This window comes from Aliiroseovarius marinus, from assembly GCF_004360145.1.
GTDB classification, from domain to species: domain Bacteria; phylum Pseudomonadota; class Alphaproteobacteria; order Rhodobacterales; family Rhodobacteraceae; genus Aliiroseovarius; species Aliiroseovarius marinus.
In genome coordinates this window covers 73317-93523 of sequence record NZ_SAIT01000016.1, presented here as the reverse complement: position 1 = coordinate 93523, position 20207 = coordinate 73317, and the positions used below count along the sequence as shown (strand labels likewise).

The following is a 20207-nucleotide window of genomic DNA, read 5'->3' as shown; positions in this document are numbered from 1 at the left end:
TTTGCAGCGATCTGCTCGCAGAATTTTGGGGAATCGGCGGACATGCGGTCTGTGCGGCCCCACAACAACAACCGGGAGAATTGAAATGACCCTGATGAAAAGCTTTCTAGGCGCAGCCGCGTCGTTGGCCCTGACCGCAGGTGCCGCGCTGGCCGAGCCCGCAATCATTTTCGACTTGGGCGGTAAATTTGACAAATCCTTCAACGAAGCTGGCTTCAATGGCGCCGAGAAATGGGCCAAGGAAACCGGCGGTTCGTATCTTGAGGTCGAATTGCAGTCGGAAGCCCAGCGTGAACAGGCGCTGCGCCGCTTTGCGGAAACCGGTGCCAACCCGGTGATCACCATGGGTTTCGCCATGTCGACCCCGATCTCGGAAGTGGCCCCCGACTATCCGGACACCACCTTCGTCACCATCGACGGCTGGTCTGATGCACCGAACGTTCTGAACGTGGCATTTTCCGAGCATGAAGGCTCGTATCTGGTCGGCATGATGGCCGCGACGGCCTCGAAATCGGGCACCGTGGGCTTCATCGGTGGCATGGACATCCCGCTGATCCGTAAATTTGCCTGTGGCTATGCTGAAGGCGTGAAAGCGGTGAACCCGGACGCCACCGTGATTGCCAACATGACCGGCACCACCCCGGCAGCTTGGAACGACCCGGTGAAGGGCGGCGAGCTGACCAAAGCACAAATCAGCCAAGGCGCTGACATCGTGTATGCAGCTGCTGGCGGCACCGGTCTGGGTGTTCTGCAAACCGCAGCCGACGAAGGCATCCTGTCGATCGGCGTGGACTCGAACCAGAACCACCTGCAGCCGGGCAAGGTCCTGACCTCGATGCTGAAGCGTGTAGACGTGGCCGTATATGAAGCCATGAAAGCCGGTGCCGATATCAAACCGGGCGTTCAAGTCATGAACCTGGCCGCAGATGGTGTGGGTTACGCGCTTGACGAACACAACGCAGCCCTGGTGTCGGACGAAATGAAAGCCGCTGTGGACGCAGCTGCTGCCAAGATCATCTCGGGCGAACTGGTCGTACACGACTATATGTCCGACGACAGCTGCCCGGTTCTGGACTTCTGATCCGACCATGGTAGGCGCAAAAACTGAGGGGCAACAGGCAACTGTTGCCCCCGCAATCGAGCTTCGCGGCATCTCGAAGGCGTTCGGCCCGGTGCAGGCGAACAAGGACATCTCGATTTCCGTACAGCCGGGCACGATCCATGGGATCATCGGCGAAAACGGTGCGGGTAAATCCACGCTGATGTCCATTCTCTATGGGTTCTACAAAGCCGATGAAGGCCAGATCTTCATCCACGGCGAAGAGACCCAGATCCCCGACAGTCAGGCCGCCATTCGCGCCGGGATCGGGATGGTGTTCCAGCACTTCAAACTGGTCGAAAATTTCTCGGTGCTTGAGAATGTGATCCTTGGGGTCGAGGACGGCGCGATGCTGCGTCCGTCTCTGGCCAAGGCACGCAAGACACTGAAATCACTTGCAGATGAGTATGAACTCCACGTAAACCCCGAGGCCCTGATCGAAGATCTGGGTGTTGGGACGCAGCAACGTGTCGAGATCCTCAAAGCGCTCTATCGCGAAGCCGATATTCTGATTTTGGACGAACCGACAGGTGTTCTGACACCTGCCGAGGCCGACCACTTGTTCCGCATTCTGAACGGGCTGCGTGATCAGGGCAAAACCATCATCCTGATCACCCACAAGCTGCGCGAGATCATGGAGATCACCGACACCGTATCCGTGATGCGCCGTGGTCAGATGACGGCGACGGTGAAAACCAAAGACACCAACCCGGAAGAACTGGCCGAGCTGATGGTCGGGCGCAAAGTGCTTTTGCGCGTCGACAAAGTGCCTGCGCAACCGGGTGAAAACGTGTTGGACATCAAAAACTTGCGCATGGTTGACGACCACGGGGTCGAGCGCCTGAAGGGCATCAACCTGAATGTCCGGGCAGGTGAAATCCTTGGCATCGCAGGTGTGTCCGGCAACGGCCAATCGGAGCTATTGGAAGTGCTGGGCGGCTATGCGACGGCCACAGGCGAAATCCGCATCAATGGCGACCCGATTGACCTGACCGGCAAGTATTCGGACGGACGCTCGCGCCGCGAACGCGGGATTGCCCATGTGCCAGAAGACCGTCAGGAACACGGGCTGATCATGAACTTCCCCGCGTGGCAGAACATCGCATTCGGCTATCACCATTCGGAAGAGTTCCAAAAGAACGCGCTTCTGATGGACAACGCGAAGATGGTCGAGATCGCGCAGGACAAGATGGACCGTTTCGACGTTCGTCCTCCCATCCCGAGCCTTGAGGCCAAGAGCTTTTCGGGCGGGAACCAGCAGAAAATCGTTGTGGCACGCGAGATCGAACGCAACCCCGACCTGCTTCTGGTCGGCCAGCCCACACGCGGCGTGGACATCGGCGCGATCGAGTTCATTCACAAGCAGATCATCGGCCTGCGCGATCAGGGCAAGGCCGTACTTCTGGTCTCGGTCGAGCTGGAAGAGATCCTGTCGCTGTCCGACCGCATCGCCGTGATGTTTGACGGCCATATCATGGGCGAACGCATGCCCGATCAAACCGATGAACGCGAGCTGGGCCTGTTGATGGCCGGTGTCACCGGGGAAGGAGACAGCTGATGGACAAGATGCCGAAATGGGCTGACGTCGCCCTTATTCCTTTTCTGAACCTGCTGATCGCCTTCGTTCTGTCGGGGCTGGTAATTTTTGCCATCGGTGAAAACCCGTTCAAGGCGCTGATGACCATGATCGACGGCGCGTTTGGGTCGACCTATGGCTGGGGCTATACGCTTTATTACACCACCAACTTCATTTTCACCGGGCTTGCCGTGTCCATCGCCTTCAAGGCCGCGATGTTCAACATCGGCGGCGAGGGTCAGGCGATGATTGGCGGCTTGGGCGTTGGCATTGCCTGTCTGTTCATCCCAACCGTGTTGATGCCGCACTGGACCATCGCGCTGGTCTTCGCGATGATCGCCGGTGCCATTTTTGGGGCCGGTTGGGCGCTGATCCCGGCCTATCTGCAGGCTAAACGCGGCAGCCACGTGGTGATCACCACGATCATGTTCAACTTCATCGCAACCGCGCTGATGGGCTATCTGCTGATCGGTCCCCTGAAGCTGAAAGGCGCGCAGGAAAGTGCCTCGGCCAGCTTCCCGGATGTGACCAACCTGCCCACGCTGCACGAGCTTCTGGCCCCATTGGGCATCAGCTTCTCGAAATCCGCACCCGCCAACGTGTCGCTGTTTATCGCGCTGGCCATGTGCGTCGTGGTCTATCTGCTGATGAACCGCTCGCGTCTGGGCTATGAAATCCGTGCCTTTGGGGAAAGCCCGACGGCGTCGGTCTATGCGGGCATCTCGCCCACCAAGATCATCATTGTGGCCATGATGCTGTCGGGTGCCATTTCGGGCCTGATGGCGATCAACGCCACGATGGGCCAGCACGAGCGCCTGATCCTGAACGCCGTCGAAGGCGCGGGTTTCATCGGCATCGCGGTGGCGCTGATGGGCCGCAACCACCCGTTCGGGGTACTTCTGGCCGCGTTGCTGTTCGGCTTCCTCTATCAGGGCGGCAGTGAGCTGTCCTTGTGGTCGAAAATCCCCCGCGAGCTGATCGTGGTCATTCAGGGTCTGGTGATCCTGTTCACCGGCGCATTGGACAACATGGTGCGCATGCCGGTCGAGCGTATGTTCATCGCCGCTGCCAAGCGAAAGGACGCGTAAGATGGATCTTTTCCTGACGATCATCCAGATTGCAGACTCGGGCCTGCGCCTTGCGACGCCCCTGTTGTTTGCCTGTCTTGCGGGACTCTTTTCCGAGCGTGCCGGGATTTTTGACATCGGGCTTGAGGGCAAGATCCTTGTCTCGGCCTTCATGTCAGCCGCGATTGCCGCCGTCACCGGGTCGGTCTGGCTGGGCCTTTTGTGCGGTATTTTCGCCTCGATCAGCTTTTCGGCGGTGCATGGCATCGCGTCGATCACCTTCCGCGGCAATCAGCTGATTTCCGGCGTGGCGCTGAACTTCTTGGCCTCGGGCATCACAGTTTTGGCCGCGCAAGCGTGGTTCAGCCAAGGCGGGCGTACGCCGCCCCTGATGGGTGAAGGCCGCTTCATGCCCATCGAACTGCCCTTCGCCCTAGGTCGGTCCGACGCCGAGGCCGCAGGTGTTCCCCTGCGCGTGTTGATCGACCAAGCGAACCCAATCCAACAGATCTATTCCGAGTTCATCTCGGGCCACACGATCTTGGTCTATGTCGCCCTTCTGATGGTGCCCCTGTCATGGTTCGTCCTGTTCCGCACCCGGTTCGGCCTGCGCCTGCGTGCGGTGGGTGAAAACCCAGCCGCCGTGGATACAGCGGGCGTGTCCGTGATCAAGCTGCGATATGCCTCGATGGCCATCGCCGGTACACTCTGCGGCCTGTCCGGCGTATATCTGGCGACCGGCCTTGGCGCGGGCTTCATCAAGGAAATGTCCGCCGGGCGCGGCTATATCGCGCTGGCGGCCCTGATCTTCGCCAAGTGGAAACCGGTGCCTGCACTGGGGGCGACGTTCCTCTTTGGTCTCTTGGAAGCCATCGCGAACCGTTATCAAAACATCGACCTTGGCGGCTTCGTCATCCCGGTCCAGTTCATGCAGGCCCTGCCCTACATCCTGACCGTCGTGATCCTCGCGGGCTTCGTTGGTAAATCCGTCGCCCCTAAAGCCGGGGGGCAACCCTATGTCAAAGAACGCTAAGGCGCTCGCAGAGCAAATCCGCGCTGTCGCCGGCGACGCCCCGGTCGAGGTCGGACTGGTCCTTGGGTCCGGCCTTGGCCACCTGGCCGAGGCTGTGGACGGCGTTGCCATCCCTTATGGCCGACTTGAGGGTTTCCCTCATGCCGGTGTCTCGGGCCACAACCCGAACCTTGCCATTGGCACGCTGGGCACCACCCGCGTGGCAGTCTTTGGCGGACGCGAACACTATTACGAGAACGGGCGTTCCGACGCGATGCGCCTGCCGCTGGAGGTCTTGAAAGAGCTTGGCGCGGATCGACTGATCCTGACCAATGCCGCCGGGTCGATGCGCTCCGACATCCCGCCGGGCGATCTGATGCAGATCACCGACCACATCAACTTCTCGGGCCTGAACCCTCTTATCGGGGAAAAGACCGACGCGCGGTTTGTCCCGATGGGCGGCGCCTATGACCCCGAAATGACGAACGATTTCCAACGTATCGCGTCAGACGAAGGCATCGCCCTGCAGCAAGGAACCTATGCGTGGTATTCCGGCCCGTCGTTTGAAACGCCCGCCGAAATCCGCGCCATTCGCACCCTCGGGGCGGACGCGGTTGGCATGTCCACCGTGCCCGAAGTGATTCTGGCGCGCTTCCTTGGACTGCGTGTTGCGGGCTTCTCGACCATCACCAACATGGCCCAAGGCCTGTCGGACGAAGCGATTAGCCACGAACACACCAAAAAAATGGCTCCACTTGGCGCTGAAAAGCTGGAAAAACTGGTTCGACGCTACTTAACAGGTGACGAGCCCGCCTGATTTGGGCCATTAATGGGCCAATCCCAAGACTGAACATCCAGAGTACCCCGCCTTATGCAGATCTACCTGCCAATCGCTGAAGTGTCCGTAAACGCGTTCCTTCTGCTGGGCCTCGGTGGCATTGTGGGTATCCTGTCCGGCATGTTCGGCGTCGGCGGGGGCTTCTTGATGACCCCACTGCTGTTCTTTATCGGCATCCCGCCTGCAGTCGCTGTTGCGACCGAGGCAAACCAGATCGTTGCAAGTTCGTTTTCCGGGGTGCTCGCGCATTTGAAACGAAAGACGGTGGATCTCCGAATGGGCTGTGTGCTCTTGGTCGGAGGTTTGATCGGCGCGGCGCTTGGTGTTCAACTTTTCAATGCGTTGAAGGCCATCGGGCAAGTCGATCTTCTGGTCAAACTGTCCTACGTGGTCTTTCTGGGCATCATCGGATCCTTGATGTTCGTCGAAAGCCTGCGCGCGATTATGAAATCTCGCAAGGGCGGAGGCGTGCCAAAGCGGCGCAAACACACATGGGTCCACAACCTGCCCTTCAAGATGAAGTTCCGCACCTCGGGGCTGTATATCTCGGTCATTCCGCCGATCTTGGTCGGTGTTCTGGTCGGCATCCTTGCGGCCATCATGGGTGTTGGCGGCGGCTTCATCATGGTGCCCGCCATGATCTATCTGCTTGGAATGCCGACGAAAGTTGTGGTCGGAACCTCGCTGTTCCAGATCATCTTCGTCACCGCCTTCACCACGCTCTTGCACGCCACCACCAACTTCACCGTGGATATGGGGCTGGCCGTGCTGCTGCTGATCGGCGGTGTCATCGGCGCCCAGATCGGTGCCCAGATCGGCGTGCGCCTGAAGGCCGAACAGCTCCGCGTCCTCTTGGCCATCATGGTTCTGGCAGTCTGCGGCAAGCTTGGCCTCGATCTGCTGATCCAACCTGCCGAGCTGTTTGAACTTGGCGCCGCAGGGGGACACTGATGCTGCGGTTCCTGTCCATCATCGCCCTATTCCTTCTATCGGCCCTGCCCACCCGGGCCGAGGAAATCGTCGCGGGCCTCAGCCAAAACCGTGTGTCGATCACAGCCACCTTTGTTGGCTCGGAAATCCTGATCTTCGGCGCTGTGAAACGCGAAAGCCCGCCCCCAAAGGACAGTCCGCTTGGGGTCGTGGTTGTGGTCGAGGGTCCGAGCGCCCCCATCACCGTGCGCAAGAAAGACAAGCGCTTCGGCATCTGGGTAAACACCGACGCGATGGAGCTTGCCGCCGCCCCCAGTTTCTACGCCATCGCCACATCGAACACGCTGGACAACACGATTTCGAAGCTGGACGACTTCCAGCACCTGATTTCGGTCGAACGTTCGATCCAAATCTCGGATAATCCGTTCAACATCGACGACCCGCGCGAATTCACCGATGCCTTGATCCGCATCCGCGAGAAATCGGGCCTCTACAAGCGTTTGGAAAACTCTGTCAAACTGGCGCAGGACACGCTTTTTGAAACGCGTATCGCCCTGCCCGCCAACCTGACCGAGGGCGACTACCGCACGCGGATCCTGTTGACGCGAGGCGGTCAGGTGACTTCGGAATACGAGACGATCATCAACGTCCAAAAGGTCGGGCTTGAGCGCTGGATTTTCAATCTGGCCCATGAACAGCCGCTGATTTATGGCCTGCTGTCGCTGGTGATCGCCATCGCCGCAGGCTGGGGCGCGTCCGCCGCCTTCCGGATGATCCTGCGTAACTGACACCCATTTTCTTGTCTCAAGTATCTTGGGGTGAATGCGCACAGCGCAGAGGGGCAATGCCCCTTCAGGCTCACATCGTGAGCCACCGAAAGCCCGCGCGTTAACCGCGCCCGATATAGGGCATCTTGGTCGCCATCACGGTCATGAACTGTACATTCGCCTCGGGCGGCAACTGCGCCATGTGCAGGACGGATTTTGCGACCTCTTTCACATCCATCGACGGAGGTGGCACATCGCCTTCCGCCACTGCGGCGTCGATGATGCCTTGCAACAGATCCGTCCGCGCGTTGCCGATGTCGATCTGGCCGCAAGCAATGTCAAAGGGGCGCCCATCAAGACTCAGCTGCCGGGTCAGCCCGGTGATCCCGTGCTTCGTGACGGTATAGGTCACGGCCCCCTCGCGCGGGACATGGGCGCTGATCGAGCCATTGTTGATGATCCGCCCCCCTTGTGGGGATTGCGCGCGCATCTGGGCAAAGGCCGCGCGGGCGCACAGAAACATGCCGGTCAGGTTCACGGATACTGCGCGGAACCAGTCCTCGACCGAGACCTCGTCAATCGGGGCTGCGGACGTGAACAGCCCCGCATTGTTGAAAAGCACATCCAGACGGCCTGCCTTCGCAGCAAACTGGCCAAACGCCGCGCTGACCGCATCCGGGTCCGACACATCCGCGACCAGCACATGCGCGTTGTCCTGCCCGTCTGCGATCTCGTCCAGCACCTCTTTGCGCCGTGCCAACAGGCCAACGGTCCAGCCTTCGGCCAGAAACAGCTCGGCCACGGCACGGCCAATGCCGGCGCTGGCCCCGGTGATCAGAATGCTAGGCATCGGGTGCTCCTTGTGCTTCCAGTGTCAGGGCGGTGGGTTTCGCGGGCAGGTCTGCGGTCGACAGCTCGGCCTGCGGGCGTGCCATCGCATAGCGCGTCACCCAATGCAGACGCGTCTCGGCCCGCGTGATCGCCACATAAGCCAAGCGTTTCCACAGCGGCAATCCAGCCTCAGTGCGCCCGGCCCATGCCGCTGCCGCAATATCCGGGGCAAACACCTGCACCTCGGGCCATTGCGAGCCCTGCGCCTTGTGGATCGTCACCGCCGCCCCGTGCAGGAAGGCCGCGCCCATGCGGGCGGCGAAGGGGATGAATGGCTCTTCCTCGTCCGGTTTCTCGATCTTCACGATGGACGCGGCCGAGACCTGAGGGTCTTCCGCCCCCAACACATGCAGCCGCGAGAACCCCGGCCGTTTCCCCGGTCCCAGATAGACACATTGCGCGCCTTTGATCAGGCCGCGCGCCTCAAGGTCGATGCGTTTCTTGCGGTGTTTCAGGGGCAGCTCAATCCCGTCGCAGATCAGCGGTTCACCCGGCAGAAGCTCGATTTCGGGGGCGTGGAAGGCAGATCGGAAGGCTTGGATCAGCCGCACACGTGTCTTGTTGCGCCAGACCAGCACGGGCGAGCGCGCCATCAGGTCAGCATTCGCACGCGGCGCCACCACGACGCGGTCATCACGCGCGGCGGCCTGATGGATCATCCGCTCGAACCCGTCGAAATCCAGCGTTTCGTCCGCCAAGGCGTGCGCCAGATCCAGAATGGGGTTGTCGTCTTCCTGACGGTGGATGCGATGCAGAACCTGCTTTCTTGGACCCTTGATGTCATCAAAGATCATCTTGCCGGACTGCCCCACCGGGGCCAGCTGCGCAGGGTCGCCGAACAGGACCAAGGTCGGGAAAATCTCGCGCAGATCCTCGAACTGCTTTTCATCCAGCATCGAGCTTTCGTCGACAAAACCGATATCCAGCGGGTCATCGCGCCGCTTCCAGCCGGTAATAAAGTCCGACCCACGAAGCCCAGCCGCTGCCAGCGCACCGGGGATGGATTTCTGGGTCTGATAGAAGGAGAAGGCACGATCCAGCGCCTCGTCCGTCAGTCCCTCGATCTCGGGCCGGTCGCCGTTCCCGGCCAGCCATTCCGCGATCTTTTCGTATTCGGGGTCGTAGACGGGCGTATAAAGAATCCGGTGAATGGTCGTCGCCGGCACACCTCGGTTGCGCAATACGCTTGCGGCCTTGTTGGTCGGGGCCAGAATGGCCAGTGTCCGGCGTTCCTTGCGGCGCTTGCCCTCCCAATCGCCCGAGATCACCTCGACCCCCGCATCTTCCAGCGCGCGGTAGAGTTCGGCCAGCAGCAGCGTCTTGCCGGATCCGGCCTTGCCGATCACAGCCATTACCTGCGACTTGCCATCCGCCACTGGTGTTAGAAGCGCATCGTCCAGATTGACGCCCGACAGGCGCAGCATATCCGAGACGCGGTCATGCGCTTCGGCCTGATCGTCCGAGAAGATAACAGGGGATCGTTGGGTCATGCCGCGACCCTATCGCGCGCGCATGGGCAGCACCAGCGCCCGAAGACGCTGGTCGCCGATTTTTCTTGAGGATTGATCAGGCGCTGCGGGGCAGCGTCTGTGGTGCCGGATCACGGTTGACCGTGAACAACGAGTAACGCAACCAGCCTTGGCTGACTTCGCGTGTCACACCAACTTTCTTCAAGGTGGGTTCGAACGCGCTTTCGTCCATCGACCAGAGGCCTACACCGATACGGTCACGACCTTCGCCGCCCATGCCGATGACGTCGGGCTCGAGACCCATCAGACGATAGATACGTTCCATACGGGGATCGAACACGCCAACATAGTGTTCCAGCTTGAACGTATCCATGATTTCGCCAGCGCCAAGTGCAAGAGCCGCCGATGCACGACGATCTGCGCTTGGGGACAGGCAGAAGCGGGTGCATTCCCAGATCAGCGGGCTTTCGATATGGACGCCGTCGGTCAGATGGCTGAAGTGGTCATTCACCATCGTTTGCCCGACCGTAGGTAGAAAGCGCATGGACCCGCCGTGACGGCCATCGGCCTGTTCCCAGATCACGTAAAGCGGGTTCATGTCGTCGTACTCGTCGCGCTCATATCCCTTCTCGTCGACCGAAACGTCCCAGCCAAGACGGTGCGAGAATTGTTTAGCCCGATCCTGGAACATGGTTTCAGCCAGCAGAGGGAATTTCGAAAGATCATTGCCATAGAGGTAACGCAGCATGAGTGGAGCTCCTTTGTCCGTGTGGTTAATAGGACAATGGTCGCTTCTTAGTTAACGTATGGCAAATACATCGTGAGGTAGAATGTGTTTAAATTATGATGATCCCGGTCGAAAGTGCGCGCGCGACCGCGTGGGTTGTGTTCATCGCGCCCAATTTATGCCGCGAACTTTCGATGTAAACGCGCAGCGTATGTTCCGAGATATTTAGCTCGGCCGCGGCCTGTGCTCGGCTCATTCCGCGCGCCAAACAGCTCATCGATGCCAGCTCGCGCGGGGACAGCGCAGGCGTGGTTCCGTCCTCTCCCCACTGCTCGAATTCCAGCGCCTTCTTGTTGAACTCATGCCCAAGGATCATCAGATCTCGGGCGTTATCATCGATGAATTGCGCCCAATCTTCGTCGCTGAGTGAGGCATTCAGCGTGAACAACGCGAACTGCCCGTTTGGCCCGCGAATAGGAATTGTGTAGCCCTGATTTCCCAGTCCGTGATCCAGCGCGTCCTGCCACATTTCGCGCGCAGCTTTGGACGACCAGTCGAGCTCTTTCCAAGAGACCGGCGTAAACCTTTGAAAACAGACAAAAATAACGGGGTCCATCCGCAGATAGTCTTTTTCGAGATAGCGGTCGACCCATTCAGCCGAATAGGTCCCTGCCCCGTAACGTTCCCCGACAGAGTTTACCCAATGGTAAACCGTATGCTCGACTTTGTAGTGATCCCGCAGCGATTCAAGGACCGCTTGCAGGTCTTCAAGCGTGGCCGCCGCTTGCAAGGTAGAGAGAAGGTCTTCGAGCCGGTTCGTCATAGGTTCGCGCGATCTCCTTCTGCTCGCGAGACGTGTTTGAAATCTCGGTCAAAGCAATGAGTCGTGCATCATCAAGCTGTTCTGCCGTCACGCTCAGACCGTTTTTCTCAGCATAGGCCATGAGGTCGGTAAGTACATCAACAATCCATTTGTCAGACACGGCAAAACCCTCGAACAGTGGTGCTTTTTTCAAGTTTAGCATGTGTATTTGCCACTTCTAACTCGCGGAATAAAACTCCCCATAAATAGCGAGGTCGCGAAAGGCTTAAAAAACACCTTCCGTAGCGGAAACCCCACAGTTTCGCCCGTTTGGCAGGGTGATTCGCGAATCGGAATCAAATGCCCGCCGCCTTTGATAAGGCAGCGGGCTGGCGTAATTGGGTGGAAATTGCGGCTTATTTAGGGCCGGCTTCCAGAGCGTCTTCGAAGGTCCGCAGGCCGGTTTTCGGCGACTGAACCAGCACCGACATGTTGCCCGGCTTGTGTTCGTTCTTGTACATCTTCATGTGCGCGTCCGGGATTTCAGCCCACGGGAACACTTCCGACATGTAGGGGTCGATGCGGCGCTCGATCATCAGCTTGTTGGCAGCAGCGGCCTGCTTCAGGTGCGCGAAGTGCGAGCCCTGCAGACGCTTCTGGTGCATCCAGGTGTAGCGAACGTCGAAGGTACAGTTGAAGCCGGTGGTGCCGGCGCAGATGACAACCATGCCGCCCTTCTTACAGACCAGGTTCGAGACCGGGAAGGTCGACTCACCGGGGTGTTCGAACACGATGTCCACGTTGTTGCCTTTGCCGGTGATGTCCCAGATGGCCTTACCAAAGCGGCGGGCTTCTTTGAACCACACGTCGTATTCCGGCGTGTTCACGGTGGGCAGTTGGCCCCAGCAGCTGAAGTCTTTGCGGTTGATCACGCCTTTGGCGCCCAGACCCATCACGAAGTCACGCTTGCTTTCGTCCGAGATCACACCGATGGCGTTGCCGCCTGCTGCGTTGATCAGCTGGATTGCGTAGGACCCCAGGCCGCCCGAAGCACCCCAAACCAGAACGTTCTGACCGGGCTTCAGTTCATGCGGGTGGTGGCCGAACAGCATGCGGTAGGCAGTCGCCAGCGTCAGCGTGTAGCAGGCGCTTTCTTCCCAGGTCAGGTGCTTGGGGCGGTGCAGCAGCTGCTGTGCCTGAACGCGGGTGAACTGAGCGAACGAGCCATCGGGGGTTTCATAGCCCCAGATACGCTGGCTGGACGAATACATCGGGTCACCGCCGTTACATTCTTCGTCGTCACCGTCATCCTGGTTACAGTGGATGACAACCTCGTCGCCGACTTTCCAGTTCTTCACCTTGTCGCCCACGGCCCACACGATGCCCGAGGCATCCGAACCTGCGATGTGATAGTCCTGCTTGTGTACGTCGAACATGCTGACCGGAACGCCCAGACCGGCCCAGATGCCGTTGTAGTTCACGCCAGCGGCCATCACCAGAACCAGCACTTCGTGGCTGTCCAGCTTGGGGGTGTCTACGACCTCGACCTGCATGGCCTTGTTCGGTTCACCCTGACGGTCACGGCGGATTGCCCATGCATACATCTGAGCGGGAACGTGGCCCAGCGGGGGCATTTCACCGATCTCGTAAAGATCTTTCTTCGGAGCATCATATTCGGCGATGCCAGTTTGTGTGTCCAAAGCCATGGCGGCCTCCTGTTTACGCGTGTTCTCTGATTCTATTGCCGCAGTGCAGAATTGCGGCTGCTAGTGCAGCATTACTTTTCTAAAAGTAAGATTGCAACACCAATTGGCAATTTTTTGTAATTTTATGTCGCGCTCGATTTGACCTTAACGTCAAGCGGCGCGACCCGCACGCATTATAGCACAGAGGCGTCTGCGACCTCGGCCGGGGTCAGGTCCGAAATATGGATGGGCGCCAATTCCGTGCTGAGATGCGCAATCGAGTTCGCATAGTAGGCCAAGATCAGACGGTCGGGGCGATGCACATGGAACTTGGCCGCGTCGCCGTTGCCCTCTTCGACAATGATCTTCCGGATCATCAGCTCGCGCAGCCCCACCTCGGCGGCATAGGACATGTCACCGCGCGGGATATGAACATGGGCACCGTCCGCCTCCATCGCGGTGACCAGCGCATCGAAGCGCGCCACGATTTCGGCGCGGGTCTGACCGTCACCTTCCAGCAATATGGCCGAAACCACGGGCACAGGCAGTACAGGCACAACGTCGCGAATTCGCGCCATCAGCGTGTCGCCAAGAGGTTCCAACATGTCTTCCGGCGGGTTCCCGTCCAGAAAGTCGACCAGCGACACAGGATCGCCAAAGGACACCGAGGCATAGCCAAAGCGGAAAAACCGCCCCGTGACCCGCTGCCACAGATGCCGCCCCACATGGCGCGCCACATATTTGAACCGCAGCCCAAAACGTCGGGTACCCTTGATATCCGCAGACACCAACACGCGGTCTTCCAGCACCCGGTCATAGTTCATCGCAACCGGGATGAAGACAACGTTGCGGCTTTCGCCCGGTACGAAGTCCTGCACAATATAGCTAAGCAGCCCCAGCTTGGGTGCGCCGACCTCGCCATTCAGGCTTAGCCCGCCTTCTGGGAACATGGCTTGCGTCACGCCCCCGTCCGTCGCCATGCGCACATAGCGCGACAGCACTTTACGATAGAGGTTGTTGCGACTTTTGCGCCGGATGAAATACGCGCCCATCGACCGGATCAGTGTGCGCAGGGGCCAGACCCGCGCCCATTCGCCCACCGCATAGGACAGGTGCGAGCGTTCGGCAGCCAACCAGGTGACCAGGACATAGTCCATGTTCGACCGGTGGTTCATCACGAAGATCACTGTGGCGTCCGGGTCGATCTCGCCCAGCCGTGCCTCGTCAAAGGCGCCAAGACGCACCCGATAGAAGGCGCGCGACAGAAGTTTAGCCAGCCGAATCCCGAAGCCAAAATAGGCGGTGGCCGAAAACCGCGGCACGATTTCGCGCGCGTAACGCTGGGCTTTCTCAAACGCCACCTGTTCGGGAATGCCCGCCTTGCGCGCGTGCTCTACAATGGCTTTGGCCACTTCCGGATCATAGGACAAGCGCTGCACCATGTCATAGCGCCGGGCCAGCTTGAACGGCTCGATCGGACGCTCCAGCCGTTCGTTCAACCGGGCAACCGCGCGCTCTAGCCGCTTACGAAAGAACCAACGCACGGAAGGGAATAGGAAATGCGACGCGAAAGTCACCGTGGCAAAGGCCAGGATCAACACAAGCAACCACAGAGGAAGTTCCACAACGCGCGTCATGCTCAAGCCTTCTCACCATTTTTCGGAAAGGTAAAGAAGGCGCGACGCCAATCAAACGGGCATCAAAGCTACAACTGACGAGGGCGCCGCCCAGCGCGCGCCACCCCACGTAACTTTATTCCCTTCATTTTACCCCTTGCGTAATTTTCTTGCGCAACTAAAAATGCTGCAGCGCAACATAAGGTGAGTCTCTGCCATGTCCTCGAATACCATCCGCCCCTGGCTTTTCCGCACCTATGCCGGTCACTCGACCGCAAAGGCCTCGAACGAACTGTACCGCACCAATCTGGCCAAAGGTCAGACCGGTCTGTCGGTCGCGTTCGATTTGCCGACCCAGACGGGCTATGACAGCGACCACAAACTGTCGCGCGGTGAAGTGGGCAAGGTGGGCGTCCCGCTCAGCCACTTGGGCGACATGCGCACCCTGTTCAACGACATCCCGCTTGAGCAGATGAACACCTCGATGACGATCAACGCCACGGCCCCTTGGCTGCTGTCGCTTTATATTGCGGCCGCGGAAGAGCAAGGCGCGGATATCTCGAAGCTGCAAGGCACCGTTCAGAACGACATCATCAAAGAATACCTGTCGCGCGGCACATATGTATGTCCGCCGAAGCCGTCGCTGCGCATGATCACCGACGTTGCTGCCTATACGCGCGAGCACCTGCCGAAATGGAACCCGATGAACGTGTGTTCCTATCACCTGCAGGAAGCCGGTGCGACGCCAGAGGAGGAGCTGGCGTTCGCACTGGCCACAGCCATTGCCGTTCTGGATGACCTGAAAGAAAAAGTGCCCGCCGAGGCGTTCCCCGCCATGGTCGGCCGTATCTCGTTCTTCGTGAACGCCGGCATCCGTTTTGTGACCGAGATGTGCAAAATGCGCGCCTTTGTCGAGCTGTGGGACGAAATCACCCGCGAGCGTTACGGCGTTGAAGACCCGAAATTCCGCCGCTTCCGTTATGGCGTTCAGGTGAACTCGCTTGGTCTGACCGAGCAGCAGCCGGAAAACAACGTCTACCGTATCTTGATCGAAATGCTGGCGGTGACGCTGTCGAAAAACGCCCGCGCCCGTGCAGTACAGCTGCCCGCATGGAACGAAGCGCTTGGCCTGCCCCGTCCGTGGGATCAGCAGTGGTCGCTGCGTATGCAGCAGATTCTGGCCTACGAGACCGACCTGTTGGAATTCGACGACCTCTTTGACGAAAACCCCGCCGTGGAACGCAAAGTGGCCGAGCTGAAAGTCGGCGCACGCGCTGAGCTTGCCCAGATTGACGGCATGGGTGGCGCGGTTGCCGCCATCGAATACATGAAGTCGCGTCTGGTGGAATCCAACGCCGCCCGCATCGGCAAGATCGAAGTTGGCGACACCACTGTGGTCGGTGTGAACAAATGGACCGAGGCCGCCGAAAGCCCGCTGACCGCAGGTGACGGCGCCATCATGGTGGCCGACAAAGAGGCCGAAGCCGATCAGATCGCGCGTCTGGAACAGTGGCGTGCGGACCGCGACGACGCCGCCGTTCAAGAGGCTCTGAACAACCTGCGCGCCGCCGCCAAGTCGGGCGAGAACATCATGCCCTCGTCGATCGCCGCTGCCAAAGCGGGCGTGACCACCGGCGAATGGGGCGAAGTGATGCGCCAGACCTTTGGCCAGTATCGCGCACCAACCGGCGTGTCGAAGAACCCCTCGAACCGCACCGAAGGGCTGGACGAGATCCGTTCGCGCGTCGACGCCGTGTCGGACGCCTTGGGCCGTCGCCTGACCTTCTTGGTGGGCAAACCGGGCCTGGACGGACACTCGAACGGGGCCGAACAGATCGCCGCCCGCGCGCGCGATTGCGGCATGGACATCACCTACGAAGGCATCCGCCTGACCCCGGAAGAGCTGGTGGCATCGGCACAGGAAACCAAGGCACATGTTGTTGGCCTGTCGATCCTGTCGGGCAGCCACATCCCGCTGCTGGAAGAGCTGATGGAGCGCATGAAAGACGCTGGTCTGGGTCACGTTCCCGTGGTGGCCGGTGGCATCATCCCGGACGAAGACGCCGAGCGTCTGCGTGCCATGGGTGTGGCCAAGGTCTATACCCCGAAGGACTTCGAGCTGAACACGATCATGGAAGACATCGTGACGCTGGTGGCCCCCAAGGACATCGCTGCAGAGTAAGACGCGCACTAGCTCGCATTGGAAACAATTGACGCGATTTTGCACCATTCGGCGCAGAATTCGGCCTCATTTCGCGGGTAAATCTCGTGAAAGTAGTGCGTTGTGTTCAACCAAAGGCGAGTGTCCATATGAAACAGCTTCTTCTGACAGCAGCTCTGGGCCTGTTCGCCCTTCAGTCACCCGCTTTGGCGGGTGACCCGATCTTGGTTAGCTCGAAAGCCGGGTCATTCAATTATTATAAGCCGACCCCGAATGATCACCTGAGTGACATTGAAAAACAGGCCTATGACATTCTGATGCGCGAGCGCGCAAAGCGCGGACTTCCTGCGATCCCACTCTCGTCCAGCCTGACCCTGGTCGCCGGTCGTCATGTCGAGGATTTCACCCGCAATATCGCGCCGCGCGGCGGCCCCATCCCGGGCACGAATACCCACAGTTGGAGCGACAAGCCCTACTATTCCAATCACCGCGCCCCGAAAGCCATGTGGGATGCGCCCAAACGCCTGCGCACGCGGTACCGCAAGAACGGCTATGAAATCACCGCGTGGGGCTATAGCGACCCCGAGGTCGTGATCCGGGGCTTCCTGAATTCGCCCAATCACCGCAAGGTCATCCTGAACGAAGGCATGTGGCGGCGAAAGACGTGGCGCTCGGTCGGGATTGGCTTTGGCCGCGCCAAAGTGCAGGGACAGTACCGGACGTTCTGGTCGATCTGGTTCGGGGATGCGAAAGACCCGGCAGGCAAGCCTCAGCGCAACTAGGGTCGGCGTCCGCTGAGTGTCCTCAGACGCCCCCATCTTCCAGCTTTTTGACCAACGCCTCATAGCTATAGCTTTGGGCGATATGCCCCATGTCACCTGACTGAAACTCATCGTCCATCGGCAGACATCCGATCCCACAAATCTGCGTGGTCACCATGTCTTCCGTGTCAATATACCAAAGCCGCCCGCCCGGCGTGGCGACCCAGCCATCGATCCCCTCGTCCTCGTCGCCTTCCATATCCTCGCCCGACGGCACCTCGTTCGCGTAGTCGGTCGAGAAGGCGCCGTGAGTGTGATACGAGGCCACAATGGTCTGAAGGTCCTCTGGATCGTCAGGCAGACAGGCATCCCGCTTTCCCGGTGTCGGGCGTGACGCCGCAAGGGTGCCGTCGGCGTCATAGCCGATATATCCGCAATACTCGCGGTTCCAGCGGATGGACTTTGGCTGAAGCTCGGCGAAGACCTGTTTCACCAGCGTCACCTCGGCTGCCTCTTGCGCATGGGTCAGACTTGGCACGATAAAGAATGGTAATACGATCCAGCGCACGGGGCTCTCCTTTGCCTGCGACCCTTACTGATTATAGGAGCCGACCATGACCGTCCATATTGGGGCCGAGAAAGGCCAAATCGCTGAAACCGTTCTGATGCCGGGCGATCCCTATCGCGCTCGCTGGGCCGCCGAGACCTTCCTTGAAGGGGCCGAGCTGGTCAACGAAGTGCGCGGGATGCTGGGCTTTACCGGCACCTACAAAGGCAACCGCGTGACCATTCAGGGATCGGGCATGGGGATGCCGTCGATCTCGATTTACGCGAACGAGCTGATCCGGGATTATGGTGCCAAAACGCTGATCCGCATCGGGTCCTGCGGGGGCATGCAACCGCATGTAAAGGTCCGCGACGTGGTGATTGCCATGACCTGCACCACCGTGGGCACCCCGTCGAACACCATTTTCCGCGAGCTGAACTATTCGCCCTGCGCTGATTACGGCCTGCTTGAAGCTGCCGTTGCCGCAGCGCGTGGCCGCGAAGTTGGCGTGCATGTGGGTGGGATCTATTCGTCCGACACATTTTATGACGAACGTCCCGACCTGAACAAGGAAATGACTCGCCACGGCATTCTGGGGGTCGAGATGGAAGCCGCCGAGCTGTACACGCTGGCCAATCGCTATGGCGTGCGGGCGCTGGGGATCATGACCGTCTCCGATCACCTGCAAACGGGCGAGGCGCTGCCCTCGGACCAACGCGAGAAGACCTTTGGCGACATGGTCGAAATCGCGCTTGAAGCGGCCTTCGCCTGATCCACCCCTACCCCAAAAGAAAAGAGGCGCCGTTCGGCGCCTCTTGTCGTTTTAGCTTCCCGGTTTTGGTTCGGCGGGCGGCGGTGCCACCGGCTTTTCCGCCTTCTTGGCCGCGCGCCGGGCAAACAGCCCCGGCCCCGGCCCTTCCTCGCCGTACCATTCCTCGTTCCTTGTGGCGTACATGGTCGCGCCGATCGCCACGAAGGCCAGCGTGGCCCCGGCCAGAAGCGCGTAGTCGGTGGAATAGAGGATCAGGTAGAGCACTGCATAAAGCAGCACCAGCATCCCACCCAAGACCCATGTGCGGGATCCAAGCTTCAAAGCGAACTTGCCGAACATTAAGAGCAATAGGATCAAAGCCGCTGCCGATCCGACATAGGCGGGGGTAAAGCCCACCTGCTCGGCATAGGCCAACATCAGCAGGGTAAACACCGCCTGAGACAAGCCGATCAGCAGGTATTGCACCGGGTGCACCGGCTTTCTGCTTTGCATATCCATCAGCAGCACCGTCAGGAAAGTCAGCGACACGAACAGAATTCCATAGCGCGCCGCGCGCCAGGCTTTCTGATAGAAATCATTGGGTTGGTAGAAGCTGACGCCGAATGCGGTGCTTCTGCGCGCGGTTTGCTCGTAGTCCTGACGCGAGATCTGCGGCAGGCTGCGGGCCAGATGCGGGATGGTCCACTTGGCTTGGAAGCCGGTTTCGGAAATTTCGGACCCATCTGGCAGGAACGCCCCGCCAAAACTGGGGTCGGGCCAGTCGCTGTTCATCTCGACCGTCGAGATCCGCCCCACTGGGGCCACGCGCAGCTGGGCGGCTCCATTCAGCCCAAGCACCAGATCAAATTTTGTCTGCGCCTTCCCTCCCGGCAGGGCTGCGATCAGGCCCGCGGCCTCGCCCAGCGGCTCCATCAAAATCTCTTGCCCATCTGCAGTCAGGCGCGCCTCGCCCCGCAGCGCGCGGTTCGAGCTGACCGAGAGGCGCAAGCTTGCTTCCTCCCACACGGCGAATTCGTCCTCTTCCAACTGCGCCTCGACCCGGTCAAACGGGAACTCGGTCGCGATGTTGGCCTGCGCCTTGTAGACCGGGACCTGAAAAATCCCGCGATGGCGCATCTGGGTTTCCGTCGTGATCTGGACGCCGAACACATCCGGATAGACATGGAGCGGCTCGCGGGTCTCGATCCGTTCAACCTCGACCAATTTTTGCAGGTTCTCACCCGTTTCCTTGTCGCGCATGACAAGCCCGGTGGCTTCGTCGATCACATTGTGAAGCTCGGTCACGGTGACCCGTGCCTTCACCGGGATCACCACTTTCGGGCCGGAAATGGTCTGTTCGCCGCCCCATTCCTGCCCGACCGACCGGATCGTGTCTTCGGAATAGTGACGCCGGGAGTTCACGATATCCGACACCATCATCAGGGGGATGAACATCACAAGGCACAAAACGCCTACGATTATGAAACGCCAGCCGAGGGATCGCATGG

At 59.8% G+C, this 20207-nt stretch carries 19 protein-coding genes; 10 read left to right on the top strand and 9 right to left on the bottom strand.

Features of this window, described 5'->3' with window-relative positions:
• The first annotated feature begins 85 nt into the window (after positions 1–85).
• From EOL43_RS13625 to EOL43_RS13595, 7 genes are read left to right on the top strand one after another with little or no spacing between them, the layout of a single operon-like run.
• Positions 86–1081, top strand: a complete 996-nt coding sequence (locus EOL43_RS13625; protein ID WP_133489460.1) for a BMP family lipoprotein — start codon at positions 86–88, stop codon at positions 1079–1081.
• Between the two features lie 7 nt (positions 1082–1088).
• Positions 1089–2657 (top strand): ABC transporter ATP-binding protein, encoded by a 1569-nt coding sequence (locus EOL43_RS13620; RefSeq protein ID WP_133489459.1) that lies wholly within the window; start codon positions 1089–1091, stop codon positions 2655–2657.
• Positions 2657–3763, top strand: coding sequence for an ABC transporter permease (locus EOL43_RS13615; RefSeq protein ID WP_133489458.1), 1107 nt, complete (start codon positions 2657–2659; stop codon positions 3761–3763). The genes EOL43_RS13620 and EOL43_RS13615 overlap by 1 nt, the downstream gene beginning before the upstream one ends.
• A gap of 1 nt (position 3764) precedes the next feature.
• Complete coding sequence (locus EOL43_RS13610) at positions 3765–4775, top strand: ABC transporter permease (protein ID WP_133489457.1); 1011 nt, start codon at positions 3765–3767, stop codon at positions 4773–4775.
• Positions 4759–5571, top strand: coding sequence for a purine-nucleoside phosphorylase (locus EOL43_RS13605; RefSeq protein ID WP_133489456.1), 813 nt, complete (start codon positions 4759–4761; stop codon positions 5569–5571). The genes EOL43_RS13610 and EOL43_RS13605 overlap by 17 nt, the downstream gene beginning before the upstream one ends.
• Positions 5572–5625: 54 nt before the next feature.
• Positions 5626–6543: a sulfite exporter TauE/SafE family protein gene (locus tag EOL43_RS13600; RefSeq protein WP_133489455.1), complete on the top strand. Its 918-nt coding sequence runs from the start codon at positions 5626–5628 to the stop codon at positions 6541–6543.
• Positions 6543–7310: a TIGR02186 family protein gene (locus tag EOL43_RS13595; protein ID WP_133489454.1), complete on the top strand. Its 768-nt coding sequence runs from the start codon at positions 6543–6545 to the stop codon at positions 7308–7310. The genes EOL43_RS13600 and EOL43_RS13595 overlap by 1 nt, the downstream gene beginning before the upstream one ends.
• A 100-nt stretch (positions 7311–7410) precedes the next feature.
• On the opposite strand, the gene EOL43_RS13590 is transcribed toward EOL43_RS13595, so the two are convergent.
• The 7 genes from EOL43_RS13590 to EOL43_RS13560 form a co-directional block, all read right to left on the bottom strand.
• The gene (locus tag EOL43_RS13590; RefSeq protein WP_133489453.1) at positions 7411–8139 is read right to left on the bottom strand and encodes an SDR family oxidoreductase; all 729 of its coding nucleotides are present in this window, start codon (positions 8137–8139) and stop codon (positions 7411–7413) included.
• Positions 8132–9670 carry an ATP-dependent DNA helicase gene (locus EOL43_RS13585; protein ID WP_133489452.1) on the bottom strand — a complete coding sequence of 513 codons (1539 nt, stop codon included), beginning with the start codon at positions 9668–9670 and terminating at the stop codon, positions 8132–8134. Before EOL43_RS13585 ends, EOL43_RS13590 begins: the two co-directional genes overlap by 8 nt.
• Before the next feature lie 76 nt (positions 9671–9746).
• On the bottom strand, positions 9747–10397 hold the full coding sequence (locus EOL43_RS13580) for an acyl-homoserine-lactone synthase (RefSeq protein ID WP_133489451.1): 651 nt from the start codon (positions 10395–10397) through the stop codon (positions 9747–9749).
• An 88-nt stretch (positions 10398–10485) separates the two neighbouring features.
• The gene (locus tag EOL43_RS13575; RefSeq protein WP_133489450.1) at positions 10486–11199 is read right to left on the bottom strand and encodes a helix-turn-helix transcriptional regulator; all 714 of its coding nucleotides are present in this window, start codon (positions 11197–11199) and stop codon (positions 10486–10488) included.
• A complete protein-coding gene (locus EOL43_RS13570) occupies positions 11144–11392 on the bottom strand; it encodes a hypothetical protein (RefSeq protein WP_133489449.1) in 249 nt (82 codons plus the stop codon). Before EOL43_RS13570 ends, EOL43_RS13575 begins: the two co-directional genes overlap by 56 nt.
• A 202-nt stretch (positions 11393–11594) precedes the next feature.
• Complete coding sequence (ccrA, locus tag EOL43_RS13565) at positions 11595–12884, bottom strand: crotonyl-CoA carboxylase/reductase (RefSeq protein WP_133489448.1); 1290 nt, start codon at positions 12882–12884, stop codon at positions 11595–11597.
• 173 nt (positions 12885–13057) lie between these two features.
• Positions 13058–14500, bottom strand: coding sequence for a 1-acyl-sn-glycerol-3-phosphate acyltransferase (locus EOL43_RS13560; protein ID WP_133489447.1), 1443 nt, complete (start codon positions 14498–14500; stop codon positions 13058–13060).
• Positions 14501–14696: 196 nt separating this feature from the next.
• On the opposite strand from EOL43_RS13560, the gene EOL43_RS13555 reads away from it, so the two are divergent.
• Positions 14697–16661: a protein meaA gene (locus tag EOL43_RS13555; protein WP_133489446.1), complete on the top strand. Its 1965-nt coding sequence runs from the start codon at positions 14697–14699 to the stop codon at positions 16659–16661.
• A 128-nt stretch (positions 16662–16789) separates the two neighbouring features.
• Entirely contained in the window at positions 16790–17422 is a 633-nt protein-coding gene (locus EOL43_RS13550; RefSeq protein ID WP_133489445.1) for a CAP domain-containing protein, read from the top strand.
• A gap of 22 nt (positions 17423–17444) precedes the next feature.
• Here EOL43_RS13550 and EOL43_RS13545 read toward each other — a convergent pair whose 3' ends face one another.
• Positions 17445–17969 (bottom strand): DUF4329 domain-containing protein, encoded by a 525-nt coding sequence (locus EOL43_RS13545; protein WP_133489444.1) that lies wholly within the window; start codon positions 17967–17969, stop codon positions 17445–17447.
• Positions 17970–18015: 46 nt separating this feature from the next.
• On the opposite strand from EOL43_RS13545, the gene deoD reads away from it, so the two are divergent.
• Entirely contained in the window at positions 18016–18720 is a 705-nt protein-coding gene (gene deoD, locus EOL43_RS13540; RefSeq protein WP_133489443.1) for a purine-nucleoside phosphorylase, read from the top strand.
• Between the two features lie 51 nt (positions 18721–18771).
• Here the strand turns inward: deoD and creD are convergent, their stop codons facing one another.
• The gene (gene creD, locus EOL43_RS13535; protein ID WP_133489442.1) at positions 18772–20205 is read right to left on the bottom strand and encodes a cell envelope integrity protein CreD; all 1434 of its coding nucleotides are present in this window, start codon (positions 20203–20205) and stop codon (positions 18772–18774) included.
• Positions 20206–20207: the final 2 nt, after the last annotated feature.

What these genes read in the sequence shown, in the direction of transcription:
- EOL43_RS13575 (WP_133489450.1), bottom strand. Translation starts at nt 11,199, where the DNA reads ATGACGAACCGGCTCGAAGACCTTCTCTCTACCTTGCAAGCGGCGGCC.
- EOL43_RS13600 (WP_133489455.1), top strand. Translation starts at nt 5,626, where the DNA reads ATGCAGATCTACCTGCCAATCGCTGAAGTGTCCGTAAACGCGTTCCTT.
- EOL43_RS13585 (WP_133489452.1), bottom strand. Translation starts at nt 9,670, where the DNA reads ATGACCCAACGATCCCCTGTTATCTTCTCGGACGATCAGGCCGAAGCG.
- EOL43_RS13605 (WP_133489456.1), top strand. Translation starts at nt 4,759, where the DNA reads ATGTCAAAGAACGCTAAGGCGCTCGCAGAGCAAATCCGCGCTGTCGCC.
- EOL43_RS13550 (WP_133489445.1), top strand. Translation starts at nt 16,790, where the DNA reads ATGAAACAGCTTCTTCTGACAGCAGCTCTGGGCCTGTTCGCCCTTCAG.
- EOL43_RS13555 (WP_133489446.1), top strand. Translation starts at nt 14,697, where the DNA reads ATGTCCTCGAATACCATCCGCCCCTGGCTTTTCCGCACCTATGCCGGT.
- deoD (WP_133489443.1), top strand. Translation starts at nt 18,016, where the DNA reads ATGACCGTCCATATTGGGGCCGAGAAAGGCCAAATCGCTGAAACCGTT.
- EOL43_RS13580 (WP_133489451.1), bottom strand. Translation starts at nt 10,397, where the DNA reads ATGCTGCGTTACCTCTATGGCAATGATCTTTCGAAATTCCCTCTGCTG.
- creD (WP_133489442.1), bottom strand. Translation starts at nt 20,205, where the DNA reads ATGCGATCCCTCGGCTGGCGTTTCATAATCGTAGGCGTTTTGTGCCTT.
- EOL43_RS13610 (WP_133489457.1), top strand. Translation starts at nt 3,765, where the DNA reads ATGGATCTTTTCCTGACGATCATCCAGATTGCAGACTCGGGCCTGCGC.
- EOL43_RS13560 (WP_133489447.1), bottom strand. Translation starts at nt 14,500, where the DNA reads ATGACGCGCGTTGTGGAACTTCCTCTGTGGTTGCTTGTGTTGATCCTG.
- EOL43_RS13590 (WP_133489453.1), bottom strand. Translation starts at nt 8,139, where the DNA reads ATGCCTAGCATTCTGATCACCGGGGCCAGCGCCGGCATTGGCCGTGCC.
- ccrA (WP_133489448.1), bottom strand. Translation starts at nt 12,884, where the DNA reads ATGGCTTTGGACACACAAACTGGCATCGCCGAATATGATGCTCCGAAG.
- EOL43_RS13615 (WP_133489458.1), top strand. Translation starts at nt 2,657, where the DNA reads ATGGACAAGATGCCGAAATGGGCTGACGTCGCCCTTATTCCTTTTCTG.
- EOL43_RS13620 (WP_133489459.1), top strand. Translation starts at nt 1,089, where the DNA reads ATGGTAGGCGCAAAAACTGAGGGGCAACAGGCAACTGTTGCCCCCGCA.
- EOL43_RS13625 (WP_133489460.1), top strand. Translation starts at nt 86, where the DNA reads ATGACCCTGATGAAAAGCTTTCTAGGCGCAGCCGCGTCGTTGGCCCTG.
- EOL43_RS13595 (WP_133489454.1), top strand. Translation starts at nt 6,543, where the DNA reads ATGCTGCGGTTCCTGTCCATCATCGCCCTATTCCTTCTATCGGCCCTG.